General features: G+C 33.5%; 10 protein-coding genes. All 10 read right to left on the bottom strand.

Annotated features, from left to right (window positions below):
* Window positions 1–62: 62 nt before the first annotated feature.
* The 10 genes from ACI313_RS02120 to malQ all read right to left on the bottom strand — a co-directional run bounded on the left by ACI313_RS02120 (window position 63) and on the right by malQ (window position 13,209).
* Entirely contained in the window at window positions 63–1,082 is a 1,020-nt protein-coding gene (locus ACI313_RS02120) for an alpha-hydroxy-acid oxidizing protein (protein ID WP_439755167.1), read from the bottom strand.
* Window positions 1,079–1,897 (bottom strand): SagB/ThcOx family dehydrogenase, encoded by an 819-nt coding sequence (locus ACI313_RS02115; protein WP_439755166.1) that lies wholly within the window; start codon window positions 1,895–1,897, stop codon window positions 1,079–1,081. Before ACI313_RS02115 ends, ACI313_RS02120 begins: the two co-directional genes overlap by 4 nt.
* Before the next feature lie 12 nt (window positions 1,898–1,909).
* Complete coding sequence (locus ACI313_RS02110) at window positions 1,910–3,454, bottom strand: ABC-F family ATP-binding cassette domain-containing protein (RefSeq protein ID WP_439755165.1); 1,545 nt, start codon at window positions 3,452–3,454, stop codon at window positions 1,910–1,912.
* A gap of 156 nt (window positions 3,455–3,610) precedes the next feature.
* Window positions 3,611–6,304, bottom strand: a complete 2,694-nt coding sequence (locus tag ACI313_RS02105; protein ID WP_320609034.1) for a choice-of-anchor A family protein — start codon at window positions 6,302–6,304, stop codon at window positions 3,611–3,613.
* 98 nt (window positions 6,305–6,402) lie between these two features.
* The gene (locus ACI313_RS02100) at window positions 6,403–8,277 is read right to left on the bottom strand and encodes an extracellular solute-binding protein (RefSeq protein ID WP_439755164.1); all 1,875 of its coding nucleotides are present in this window, start codon (window positions 8,275–8,277) and stop codon (window positions 6,403–6,405) included.
* A 1-nt stretch (window position 8,278) separates the two neighbouring features.
* On the bottom strand, window positions 8,279–9,112 hold the full coding sequence (locus ACI313_RS02095; RefSeq protein WP_439755163.1) for an ABC transporter permease: 834 nt from the start codon (window positions 9,110–9,112) through the stop codon (window positions 8,279–8,281).
* Entirely contained in the window at window positions 9,112–10,683 is a 1,572-nt protein-coding gene (locus ACI313_RS02090; protein ID WP_320609037.1) for an ABC transporter ATP-binding protein, read from the bottom strand. Before ACI313_RS02090 ends, ACI313_RS02095 begins: the two co-directional genes overlap by 1 nt.
* A 12-nt stretch (window positions 10,684–10,695) precedes the next feature.
* Window positions 10,696–11,229, bottom strand: a complete 534-nt coding sequence (locus tag ACI313_RS02085) for a helix-turn-helix domain-containing protein (RefSeq protein WP_320609038.1) — start codon at window positions 11,227–11,229, stop codon at window positions 10,696–10,698.
* A 134-nt stretch (window positions 11,230–11,363) separates the two neighbouring features.
* Complete coding sequence (locus ACI313_RS02080) at window positions 11,364–11,729, bottom strand: BlaI/MecI/CopY family transcriptional regulator (RefSeq protein WP_320609039.1); 366 nt, start codon at window positions 11,727–11,729, stop codon at window positions 11,364–11,366.
* Window positions 11,719–13,209, bottom strand: coding sequence for a 4-alpha-glucanotransferase (gene malQ, locus ACI313_RS02075; protein ID WP_439755162.1), 1,491 nt, complete (start codon window positions 13,207–13,209; stop codon window positions 11,719–11,721). The genes ACI313_RS02080 and malQ overlap by 11 nt, the downstream gene beginning before the upstream one ends.
* Between the last annotated feature and the right edge of the window lie 179 nt (window positions 13,210–13,388).

Below are 13,388 nucleotides of genomic sequence, written 5' to 3'. Positions count from 1 at the left end.
CTAAAAGGTACAGTACCACGCACATAGCGCGTGGTATTTACTTCGTAATAAAAAAGATGCCATTACTGACATCTAACCATATCACGAGTAATTTCTTTTAAACTACTTGCTCCACACATTTCCATGGCATCTTTTAATTCACTTGCGAGTTTATCCACATAGACTTGAATTCCTTGTTCTTGGGCTCCATAAATCATATTCACAAAAGGACGACAAATTAATACTCCATCCGCTCCTAGTGCTAATGCTTTAAATACATCTTGTCCTGTGCGAATACCACCATCAACGAATACTTTCATAGACCCATCTACAGCTTGTACGATTTCTTCTAATACTTGTGCTGTAGCTGGAGTTCCATCAAGAACTCGCCCTCCATGATTGGATACTACAATAGCACTAGCTCCTGCTTCTTTGGCTTTTAAGGCTCCTTTTACGGTCATGATACCCTTAACAATAAAAGGAACCGGTGTTTGATCAATGATTTCTTTTAATTCTTCAACCGTTTTTCTTCCTGCAGGAGGATTGGCATTTTTTAAGAATGGTAGCCCCGATGCATCAATATCCATAGCAATGGCAATGGAATTCGAATTAAGGGCATATTGAAGCTTTTCAAAGTATGTATCTTTATGCCAAGGTTTAATTGTTGGAATTCCCATTCCGCCATTTTCTTTGATTATTTGACAAGAATTAACCATGATATCGGGATTTACACCATCTCCGGTAAAACCTAAAATTCCAGCTTCTTTACAGCCTTTAATTAAGACTTTATTGTAGCTGACATCGTTATAAGAATCACCATAGTGATTATTTACTGCTCCTACAGGACCAGCAAAAATAGGATATTTAAACGTATGTCCAAATACTTCAAACGTTGTGTCAACTGTTTTGTTTTCGCATAACGTATCCATATTTAAATAAATATCTTGCCACGCATCGTAATTGCGCATAGCTACTGTACCTGAACCCTTTGCCCCAGGTCCAGGAATTCTATTTCCACATGCTTTTCCATTACAAACGGGACATGATTTACATACATTTCCCATGTAAGGACGACTTTGATCTAAGATTTCGTTGTAATTCATAGTCCTTGTTCCTTCACGAAAGAATAGATATCATCTTCTTTTTCAATGTCTTTTTCACTAATTGTTCCCACTGGTGAAGTATACATAATAAATTCTTCGTTTCCATCTAATTCAAACAAAGGATCACAAACATTGTTGTCATAAGCTGCTACACCACATGTACCAATTTTTAAAGCTGTACAAGCTAAATATAAGTTTTCTCCTACATGGCCAACATCAATTGTCAATGGACGATGGGCATTGATTCCATAGCGCCATTCATTGCGATAACACACAATAGACCAATAGAACACAACCGAAGCTTTCTTAGCCCATGCTTGTCCAATTAAAGAGTCATTAATCACATTTTCAATGTCTTCAATTTCTCCTAAATACTCTAATTTATGTCCCATAGGAAGATAATGATATTTTCCTGGTTTTAATCCTTCTACTTTACGAACTACTAAATATGTTTCAAATCCATGTCTTGCCCCACCAGATGGAACCGTACGAATAGTCGCATAGCTTTTTCCACGAATGGATTTGATTCCTTGCGTTGCCCATAATAAATAAGACAACTGTAAAAGTGTTAACGATTCATCAGTATAAATACGATTGCTTTTTCTTGTATTGATTACACTTCTAAAGTCATTGTTCATATCTAAGTTTTCAAAATCAGTAGGAAGATCAATGGCTTCTTGTCGCATTGGTGCTTTTACTAGTGGTGGTTGCGGCATTTTTTTCATTTGATCCGAAACAAATTCTTCTCCACTGGCATCATAATGAAGAAAATCACGACCTTTTTTAATTAATTCAGCTTGTAGTTTTTCATCCATACTCTTGTCTCCTTATTTTAGCGCATATTCTTTCATATCCCAGACTTCATCTACAAAGTCTTCATAGAACTCTGGCTCATGACAAACTAAAATTACTGTTCCAGGATATTCAATCAATGCTCGTTTTAATTCATCTTTGGCATCTATGTCTAAGTGGTTTGTTGGTTCATCGAGTACTAGGACATTACTTGGATTGTTCATTAACTTACACAAACGAAGCTTCGCTTGTTCTCCTCCTGATAAAACATAGACCATACTTTCAATTTGATCGGTTGTAAGTCCACACTTCGCTAAGGCACTACGAATTTCGTATTGCGTCCAAGATGGGAATGTATTCCATAAATCATCGATACAAGAAAGCGAAGGAGCTTTTTCTTCTTGTTGGAAATACGCAATTTGAAGATTATCGCCATTTTGTACCGATCCATCTAAGACATCAATTTTCTTTAATAAACTTTTAATTAAAGTACTTTTTCCTAATCCATTGGCACCACAAATCGCGATTTTCTTTCCTTTTTCTAAGTTAATCGTCATTGGTTTTGATAAAGGACGATCGTATCCAATCACAATATCCTTAGCCTCAAAAATCCATTTAGAAGGTGTTTTCCCCATTAAGAAATGGAACTCTGGCTTTGGTTTTTCTTTAATCAATTCAATGCGTTCCATCTTATCTAAACGCTTCTTACGAGAATTGGCCATTCCACGTGTTGCGACACGGGCTTTGTTGCGAGCAATGAAATCTTCCATTTTTTCAATTTCTTGTTGTTGGCGAACATAAGCCGACTCCAATTGTTTTTTCTTAATTTCATAGACTCTTTCAAATTCATCGTAATTCCCAGCATAGCGCGTTAAATACGGTGCTTGTACATGATAAATCACATTGACTACTTCATTTAAGAACGGAATATCATGACTTACTAAAATAAAGGCATTGTCATAATTCTTTAAATAGTTTTTTAACCAATTAATGTGTTCTACGTCTAAATAGTTTGTAGGCTCATCTAATAGTAAAATATCCGGTTTCTCTAGAAGCAACTTTCCTAATAAGACTTTAGAACGCTGTCCTCCACTTAATTCATTGACACTACGATCCAATCCATAGTCACTAATTCCTAAGGAATTTGCGACTTCTTCAATTTTTGAATCAATTAAATAAAAATCATGTTGATCTAAATACTCCTGTCTTGTTCCTATGTCTTCAAGCAATGCATCCATATCAATGTCTTCATCGCCCATTTTCATGTAATCTTGATTAATTGATTCTTCAATTTCAAATAAATCCGCATACGCCATTTTCAAAGTATCACGAATTGTAAGACCTTCTTCTAAAACCGTATGTTGGTCTAAATAACCAACTTTAACGTTTTTAGACCATTGAATCTTACCGGATTCCGGTTCCAAATGACGCGTTAAAATATTCATAAAGGTACTTTTTCCTTCTCCATTGGCTCCCACTAATCCAACGTGTTCTCCTTTTAATAAACGGAAACTCACGTCTTCAAAAATAGTACGCCCGGCAAAAGAATGACTTAATTTTTCTACTGTTAATATACTCATACTTTCTAATTATACATGAAAAAAAGTATTTTTGTTTAGTGTTTTAAGTTAAGAAGATTCATTGTATTTTGAAAAAGATTATCTTTGTTTTATTATTAATTATTTATCAAAAAAGAGGTTTTATTACTAAAACAGTAATACTAACCTCTTTTTGCTTTAATTTTCATTTCTTTTTCGTCTATATAAAATTGCACTTGTCATAGAAACTAAGGAAACACCTAATCCATAGATAACACCATTTCCTATTCCACCGGTTTCTGGTAAAGAATAGTCGTCATCATCTTCCTCTGGTCCATCTTTAGTATGAGGAACATATTGAATATGGGATTGTTTATGAGTTTCTCCTGTAAAACCTTCTGGTTTCTTACTTGTTCCTGTTCCATCTTCAAACACAAACTCATAAACGGTATCGTTTTCATCGTATCCAGTTGGTGAAGTAACTTCATCTAATTCATAGGCGATGTTCCATTCAATATTATTTGTAATTTCAACGACTCCATCATTATTAGAAACATACTTTCCAACTTCTGTATATGAATTAGTAGTTGGATCATATTTTTTAAGACTAAATGTAGCTCCTGGTAAAGTATTACTATAGTTATTTTTATCTACGGCAATAACTCCAAATCCAATTCCATTATTAGATGTAGGAATATCCACAATGGTTCCAGTAAAATCTGTACGATGACTTTCTGCATTTACATTTACATTTTCGGCAACAACTGTACCATTTAAGTTTTGTTGGATATTTACCGTTGCCCCTGGTGCAATAACCATACCTGTCATGCGATTGGTACTGATTGTCTTACCTGCTGCATTCACAAAATTCCAAATGACTTTTCCAGCTGTAAAATCAATGGTTTCATTGATAGATTGTTGGATTCCATCAATATAGATAGCCGCTTCACTTGGTAAAGTGACACTCGAAACATTGGTACAATCCACATTAATGACAATGGCTCCTTGACAATTACTCTTAAATCCCATCATTTTTAAAGGATTGGAACTTAAATTATTTAGTTCTTCGGCTGTCATATTGTAAACACCCACTGAATTTGCTTCCGTTAATACGAAAGAACGATTGTTCATATCACTTAAATTAGCTGTAACTTTACCAGCTTCCATATTACTTAAACGAGTTGAAAGACTATTGATTTCAGCTTCTACTTGATATAAATCAATAAATGGATTCGTTGTGCTATCTTCATCTTGAATAATTGTATACGGTTTATCAATTTTTGTTCCATTAACACTTAAAGCATTATTGTTGTCCACTAAGCCCATGACATTATCACTACCTACTACAAGAATGTGATTTTCTTTTGATGCACTTGTTGAATTAATGTTTACATAAGATTGGACATACGATAATTCATGTTCATAGTTATTTGTACCAAAGTTCGAATTCGCATATAACTTATTAGCTAATACATTTCCATTGGTATGGGCACCTAAGCGTGCTTCATTAAATGCCACAATATGGAAACTACCCGCTACACCTAATGGACTATTGTCATTGTAGTAATTCGCATAAGTTGAATCATTAGTAAAGGCATTCTTTTGCGTATTAATCGCAAATGTTTTATTTCCATATTTACCTGCCAATATTGTGCTTCTTTCCTGTATTAGGGCATAGATTACTTCTTGTTGCTCTGTCTTTGTCTTATCATTGATAATCGCTTGTGCTTGTTGTTGGTTTCCATCAAGAGTGATATAAACTTCATCAATACTTTGTTCATCATCTACATCAATATGATAAGCACATACAACATCTTCATCTTCTAATTCTAAAGAAACTGGATATGCTTTTGCTTGTGTTTCAGGTTGGAAATTTCCTTTAATTGTGATTTGATTGGTTGTATCTAATTCGGATTCATAAGAGGCATCACTATAAATTGTGACTTGAATTTCTTCTTTATGTTCTGGAAGAATCCCAAATCCTTTTATTCTTTCATCTTCTTTTTCATATTTCACATATTGAACACGATCATCACTATTTCCTTCAATCGTTTCAATAAAATCATCTTCTATGTTGTAGACAATTCCTACATGATCTGAAATATCGTCTTGATTATTATCAAAGAAAATAATATCTCCTATCTTAGGATTTTCTTCTTTATATAAATTCTTTTCTGTTAATTGTTCTATCCATTTTTGACAATTTGCTTCTTTAGGAAAATCAATATTGGCATAATTTAAACAAAAAGAAACAAACATAGCACACCAATCACCATAAGCATCGCCATACCAAGTACCATAGCGTGTAACTCCTTTATATCTTCCTGTTTCATCAATGATAAAATTATTTTCACTTTCTGTATAGCCTAATTGACTTTGGGCAATGGCAATTAAATCAGTTGCTTCATTATTTGTAAGTTCAATATTTTTTAATGTACTCTCCCAATCTGCACTTGTTTCTAAATCCGCATAGGGATTGGAATAACACATTCCTTCATGAACATGTTCTTCTTGTCCACAGATTAATCTTTCCTCGTAACAAGTATTATCGTGTATATGTTCTTCTTGAGAACAAATGTAGTTTTCTTGAATAATAAAACAATCTTCACTATGTTCATGATCTTGATCACAATTTAAAACTTGTGTTATTTCAATGCAGTCTTCATTATGTTGATGTTCTTGTTTTTCACAACATAAAATGGTTTCAAAACAATCTTCATTATGAGTATGTTCTTCCATTCCACAATAAGCTTGGCTTTCTAAAGTCGAAGCCGGTACCATAAGGGCAATAGTTGTTGCCACTACAACACCACAAGAAGAAACCATTCCAATTTTCTTCCAAATCTTCTTTCGTTTCTTCCGTTTTTCCATTTCTTTTAATACATTTTTCATTATAAATTTCCTTTAAAGATACTTTTAAGTCCAAACGACTTTTTCATTTTATCATCATAAATGTCATTAGACAATAAAAAAAAGGTGCCCTTAGACACCTATGAATTCGAAGCGACAATTTTAACACGAGACCATAAATCCGACATGATTTTCTTTGTCGTTTCATTGTATTTGAAATGTTCATCTTTGGCATATCCCGAACGAGGAAGATACGCATTAATACCTTCATAATCCCCTTGTGCAAGATTATATAATACTTCTTCATTACTTGAACTATAGCCTACATAACTTGAATTATCATAGGCTCCATCGTATTCTGTGGCAAAATTAATGTATTCATATGCCAAATCAACGTTCTTGGCATTTTTTGGAATAACCATACCATCACACCAGATATTTGTTCCTTGTTTTGGTTCATAATATCCCATGTTTTCGTTTTCTGACATGATATAAGCTGCATCTCCAGAATAAACCAATCCAATTGATTTACGAGCTTGGGCCATATTATCAATGATTTCATCCGTTACAATTTCTGGTTCCATTGTTTGAACACACTGAATCAACCAATTATATGCTTCTTGGATTTCTGTCTCATCGGTTGTATTCATTGAATAACCCAATGCCTTTAAAGCCATCATGAACGAATCACGTTCAGAATCATATAAATAAATATCACCTTTATATTTTTCATTTAAGAAAATATTCCATCCTTGTTGCTCCAACTCTGCTTCAGATACTTTTGTTTTATCATACACAATTCCTACGCTTCCCCAGAAATAAGGAACCGAATATTTATTTCCTGGATCATACGATAAGTTAACGGTATCATCGACACATAAATCTAGAGCATCTTGAACACGTTCTTTATCTAATTCCATTAATAAATCTTCTTGAATTAATCTTTCAATCATATAATCACTTGGAACTAATAAATCATATGATTCATTATTCGCAACTTTGATATACATTTGTTCATTGGAATCAAAGTTATCCATGACAACTTTAGCTCCTGTTTTTTCTTCAAAATCACTAATAATATTTTCTCCCGTATATTCTCCCCAATTATAAATATGAAGTGTTTGTCCGGCATATGGTTTTTCTGTTGTCGAATCTTTAAAGAATACCAAACAAGCTATGACACAAACTACAATCACAGAAACAATCGCTGTTTTCTTATTGTTTCCTGGTTTTTTAGGATGTTTTTCGCGATACATTGGCCACAGATTTAAAATCAATAAAGCTCCGGTAATTAATACGACCACAAGTGTTGAAATCGCATTGATACTTGGTTTTACACGCTTAGACATTGTATAAACCATAATACTTAAGTTTTTGACTCCTTTTCCTGTTGTGAAATACGAAATAATGAAGTCATCAAATGACATTGTAAAAGCAATTAAAGCACCTGAAATAATTCCGGGCATAATTTGTGGAATAATAACTTTTACAAGCGCTTGCGTAGGCGTTGCTCCTAAGTCCATAGCTGCATCGGCTAAGTTAGGATCCAACGATCGTATTTTAGGAGTAACACTTAATATCACATATGGAATACAGAAGGCAATGTGCGCTAACAACATTGTCACAAATCCTTTTTCCACTTTAAATGTAATAAACAACAACATTAATCCAATTGCCGTCACAATATCTGGATTCATTAAAGGAAAATCATTAATTTGTGTTACTAGTTTTCTTAGTATTTTTTTCGAACTTGAAAGACCAATAGCTGTAATGGTTCCCACGATAGTTGCGATAATTGTCGCCAATAAGGCAATGGCAATGGTTACATATAATGATTCCATCATATCGTGGCTTTTCAACATCGTTTGATACCAACGAAGTGAGAAACCAGTGAAATGAGTTAATGATTTACTATCATTAAAAGAGAACACAATCATGAAAATAATAGGCAAGTAAAAGAAGATTGTTACAAGTGCCATCATGATTTTTCCAAAAATTCTTTTTTCTTTTTTCATGTTAGTCCTCCTTTTGTGCTGTTCTATTTTCCAATTTACGAACTAACATCATTAAGAACATCATTAAGAAGGCCATAATGATGGCAATTGCCGATCCAAAGTTCCATTCTCCCACGGTAATGAATTGATTTTCAATCACATTACCAATTAAGAAGAACTCTCCTCCTCCTAATAACTTAGGAATGAAGAATGAACTAACAGCAGGTAAGAATACCAATGTGATTCCACTAACTACTCCTGGTAAAGACAATGGGAAGACAACACGAATAAAGGTTTGTTTCTTATCTGCCCCTAAATCGGAACTTGCTTCTAATAATGATTTATCCATTTTGGATAGAGATGTATTAATTTGAAGAATCATAAATGGTAAAAAGTTATAAACCATACCAATTAATACAGCAGCTTCGGTATACAATAATTCCACATCTTCGAATCCAAAGAATGCCAATATCGTTGAAACCAATCCACCTTTTGATAAAATTCCAATCCAGGCATAGGTTCTAACTAACATATTGATCCATGTTGGTAAAGTAATACATAGAATTAAAATGTTTTGAACTTTTTCTTTGCAGCGACTTATAAAATAAGCAACCGGGTATCCAATCAACAAACATATAATTGTTGTTTTAACGGCAATCACAATAGAACGATATAAAACAAGTAAGAAGTCTTTGTCGGTAAAGAACTTTTTATAATATTCTAGAGTCATTGTGAATGGCACTATGTCGTTTCCGGGTCTAATGATTGAATAGAATCCAATCAACAACATCGGAAGCAACAACATTAATAGTGCCCAAATAATATATGGATACGCTAATTTGGAAAACTTTTTCATTAGAATCCCATTTTCTCCATTACATGAATATCTTCAGGGAAGAAAGTTAAACCGACTTCTTTTCCTTCCTCTACATAATCCGTAGTATGAATTTTAAAGACACGACCTGTTGTCCAGAACGTAACTTTATAAACTCCTTCTTTAATGTTTTCTTCATCAAAGTCATAGTCAACACTTAAATCCACAGCTTGGTTTTCATCATTTAATTTCCATGCTTGCGCATTGGCCCATAGTTTTAAATCTGTATCTAAAGCCATTGATTCTTTGATTTCATCGACTGTTTTAAAGAAGTTGAACGCACTAATGGCTTCATTAGCTTTTTTATTTTTGATAACACGTTGATCAATCACCCATATTTTACGAGTAATTGATGTTTTTCCAGTTGAGAACGTAACCGAATATTCTCCTAATTCTTCTTTTAAATTTGTTTCCACTTTAATAGAAAGATATTCATCACTCTGCGGATTCCAGGCCTGGGCATCCGCACGCGCAATAATTTCTTTATCATCAATATCTTTCATATCTTCAATGTCTAAATAGAAATCATTGGCACTGATTTTTTCATGTCCATCTTCACTTGTGACTTCATTGTGTTTACGAACATGCATATTTACCGTAACATGAGTTCCAGGTACTGTTTCCACCATAACTTCATAATGTACTCCTTTGAATAATACACTTTCCACAGTTCCTGTCATTTTTCCTTGTTCCACTGGCACAATATCAATGTCTTCTGGTCGAATAATGACATCTACATTTTCATTTTCTTTATATCCTACGTCTACACAATCAAATGTAATATCATCGAAACGCACTTTTTTATCTTCTAACATAACCGCTGGTAAAATGTTACTTTCTCCGATGAAGCTCGCAACATAGCGATTCACTGGTTCATTATAAATGTCTTCTGGAGACCCAACTTGTTGGATTTCTCCATCTTTCATAATGACAATTTTATCCGACATTGTTAGTGCTTCTTCTTGGTCATGGGTAACGAAAATAAAAGTAATTCCTACTTCTTGTTGGATTCGCTTTAATTCATACTGCATTTCTTTTCTTAGTTTTAAGTCCAATGCCCCTAGTGGTTCATCTAATAATAATACACTTGGTTCATTTACTAAGGCACGAGCAATGGCAACACGTTGTTGTTGTCCACCAGACATTAACGTAACATTTTTCTTTTCGTATCCTTCTAATCCAATTAATTTCAACATTTTCATAACTTTTTGATCAATGACGTCTTTAGACATCTTTTTGATTTTTAGTCCAAAGGCAATGTTGTCATATACATTCATATGCGGAAAAAGCGCATACTTTTGGAAAACGGTATTTAATTCTCGTTTATAAGGAGGAAGCTTGGCGATGTCTTGACCATCGAAAATGACTTGTCCTCCACTTGGTTCAATAAATCCCCCTAAAATACGTAGTAATGTTGTTTTTCCACAACCACTTGGTCCTAATAAAGTCACAAATTCGTTTTCATATATATCTAAGTCAATTCCTTTTAAAACAACTTGTCCATCAAAATCCTTTGTGATATTTTTAAATTCAATTATTTTCTTCTTCTCCATTATAAAACCTCTCTAAAACATCGGTGGGGTTGTAACCCATAAAATACGTGCATCTTTATTGGTATAATTAAATAAATAATGAGATTCTTTGCCATTTAAGTAAAACGTTTCCCCTTTACTTACTTTATATGACTTTGTTCCTATTACTAAGTGAACCGAGCCACTTAACACATACCCAAATTCTTCTCCATTGAAACTCGTCATTTCTTGTGATTGTTGTTTGGGTTTTAATGTTAAGATAATGGGTTCCATCTGGTTTTTTTGAGCATTAGGAACAATCCATTCAATCATCGAATCTTCTTTTTCATCTACAAAAAAATCCGCTTGACGAAACACAACTTGAACATTTTTTTCTTCTGAGAAAAAATGAGCTAAATCCGTTCCCAGTGCTTCTAGAATATCTTCTAGGGTGGTAATACTTGGACTCGTTAAATCACGTTCTACTTGCGATAAAAAACCTTTCGTCAATTCAGACCGGCTTGCGAGTTCTTCCAATGTCAGATTGTTTCGTAATCTTAGTTCTTTGATTTTCTTTCCAATCTCCATAAAGTCCTCCTGTTTTGTAGTAGTAAACAAATTGTTTAATAAAAACACATTTATTATACAAAAAAATTTTCAGAATACAATATTTTAAACAAAAAGTTTACTAATTCCATACAAAAAAAATGAATAGTCATAGACTATTCAAGTTCTTTTTTCTTTTGATTAATAATTTCTTGAAGTTCATTAATCAATTCTTTATCTTTGGTTTGAGATACGAAATTCAAAGTGAATTCACGACCGATTTTTTCATCCACAGTATTTTGAATGAATTGTGCTTCGGAAATGGCTGGTTTAAATTTACGAGCTATGGATTTCTTATTATATCCAATTCCACTGACTTCAACAAACCCCATGTTCATTAAACGCTTCAAAACTTGTTGAATTGTATAAATGCTCAATTCATCATTTTGATCTTTAATTTCTGATGCCAATAAAGGTTCTTCGCTATGCCATAAAATTTCCATGATATCGCATTCACGCTTTGTTAATCGATTATTTTTCAATTGTACTACCTCCTCGATTTGATGATAAAATCCATTCCCTTGTCTTCATCATTTCATCTTCGAAATTCTTGTAATCTTTTAACTTCCAAGTCCAGTTGTCATTTGAACATGTTCCCGGTAGATTAATACGAGCTTCTTGTTTAAAGCCACATATATCCCAAATTGGAAGTACAGCAACATCCGCATTAGAATCAAGAACATAATGACAGACTAAATCATTAAAATTTCGATGATCATATCCTTGTTTTTTAAAGAAACGACGTAAATTAATGCGCTGATTTTTAGAATAATTTTGGTATGCCTGATTCACTGTCGCATTATCATGGGTTCCCGTATAAATAACCTCATTTCGTTTTGATGGTTTCTTTAATAACTTTGGTTCCATTCTAAATAATACTACATCCATACCCGGAATATCAAATTTCTCTTCTAATTCTATCACTTCTTTACGAATATCACCTAAGTCCTCAGCAATTAACTCAATACCAGGCACGGCATCTAATATTGCCTGAATGAGTTTATCACTCGGTCCAAGGATCCATTCACCGTAAACAGCGGTAGGACAGGAAGCAGGTATCTTCCAATATGTATCAAACGCTCTAAAATGATCGATTCTTACCATGTCATAACAACGATGAGTCCATTTCATTCGGTTACACCAGAATGTAAAGCCATCTTTTTCTTGATTTTCAAAATCATAGATTGGCATACCCCATCTTTGTCCAGTTTCTGAAAAATAATCCGGTGGACATCCCGCAATAAATTTTGGAGAGCCATCTTCATATAAAAGAAAATCTTTTTTATTAGTCCATACATCCGCACTGTCATAATCGACATAAAAAGGAACATCGCCCATAATCTTTACACCTTTACTATGTGCATAATTACGAATGTCATCTAATTGTTTATAAAATATGAATTGTAGAAATTTAATATAAAGCAATTCATCTTGATATTCATCTAAATCAACTTCTTTTGTTTGTGGGTAATTACGATATTCATCATCCCATTCATTCCAAGACAAATTATCGTGTAAATCACGGAACAATTTAAAAATAGCCCAATCATCTAACCAAAAAGCTTCTTTTTTAAATTCATTGTATTCTTTTTGATAAGACGTGAAGTTTTTCTTGAAAGTACGAAACGCTCGTTGAAAATACACTTCTTTAAATGCTCGTACTTCATCGTAATCTACATAGCTTTTAAACTTGTTGCAATTCACTACCGAACTTTGTGTTATTAAACCCATTTCAGCTAAACGATCTAAGTTAATATAAATCGGATCCCCGGCATAACTTGATAAAGCTTGATAAGGAGAATGTGTCCACCCTGTGATTTGTAAGGGAAGAATTTGCCAAAATGAATATCCTGCCTGTGAAATGTAATCAATCATCATTTCTGTTTTTCTTCCTAAGTCCCCAATTCCTTGATTACCTGGAACTGAAAATAAAGGACATAAGAAACCGGCTTGTCGTTTCATGTGTTCACCTTTGTAAACCCTTTCAATTTATAACATTATAACATAGTAATACAACAATGAGCAAAAAAACGAAAAAAAATAGACAATTTCTTACATTTAAAAGTGCAAGAAACTATCTGAATAAATAAAAAAAAAGGATCCGGCAACGTGCTATGTTCGCAGGGGCAAGCCCAACTATT

It is taken from the genome of Floccifex sp. (assembly GCF_051873495.1).
GTDB lineage: Bacteria > Bacillota_I > Bacilli_A > Erysipelotrichales > Erysipelotrichaceae > Floccifex.
The sequence above is the reverse complement of the archived record's forward strand: the minus strand, read 5'-3'. Positions and strand labels throughout refer to the sequence as shown.

Coding starts and splice junctions, on each gene's coding strand:
- malQ (WP_439755162.1), bottom strand. CDS start 13,209: ATGAAACGACAAGCCGGTTTCTTATGTCCTTTATTTTCAGTTCCAGGT.
- ACI313_RS02120 (WP_439755167.1), bottom strand. CDS start 1,082: ATGAATTACAACGAAATCTTAGATCAAAGTCGTCCTTACATGGGAAAT.
- ACI313_RS02110 (WP_439755165.1), bottom strand. CDS start 3,454: ATGAGTATATTAACAGTAGAAAAATTAAGTCATTCTTTTGCCGGGCGT.
- ACI313_RS02095 (WP_439755163.1), bottom strand. CDS start 9,112: ATGAAAAAGTTTTCCAAATTAGCGTATCCATATATTATTTGGGCACTA.
- ACI313_RS02115 (WP_439755166.1), bottom strand. CDS start 1,897: ATGGATGAAAAACTACAAGCTGAATTAATTAAAAAAGGTCGTGATTTT.
- ACI313_RS02105 (WP_320609034.1), bottom strand. CDS start 6,304: ATGAAAAATGTATTAAAAGAAATGGAAAAACGGAAGAAACGAAAGAAG.
- ACI313_RS02100 (WP_439755164.1), bottom strand. CDS start 8,277: ATGAAAAAAGAAAAAAGAATTTTTGGAAAAATCATGATGGCACTTGTA.
- ACI313_RS02085 (WP_320609038.1), bottom strand. CDS start 11,229: ATGGAGATTGGAAAGAAAATCAAAGAACTAAGATTACGAAACAATCTG.
- ACI313_RS02090 (WP_320609037.1), bottom strand. CDS start 10,683: ATGGAGAAGAAGAAAATAATTGAATTTAAAAATATCACAAAGGATTTT.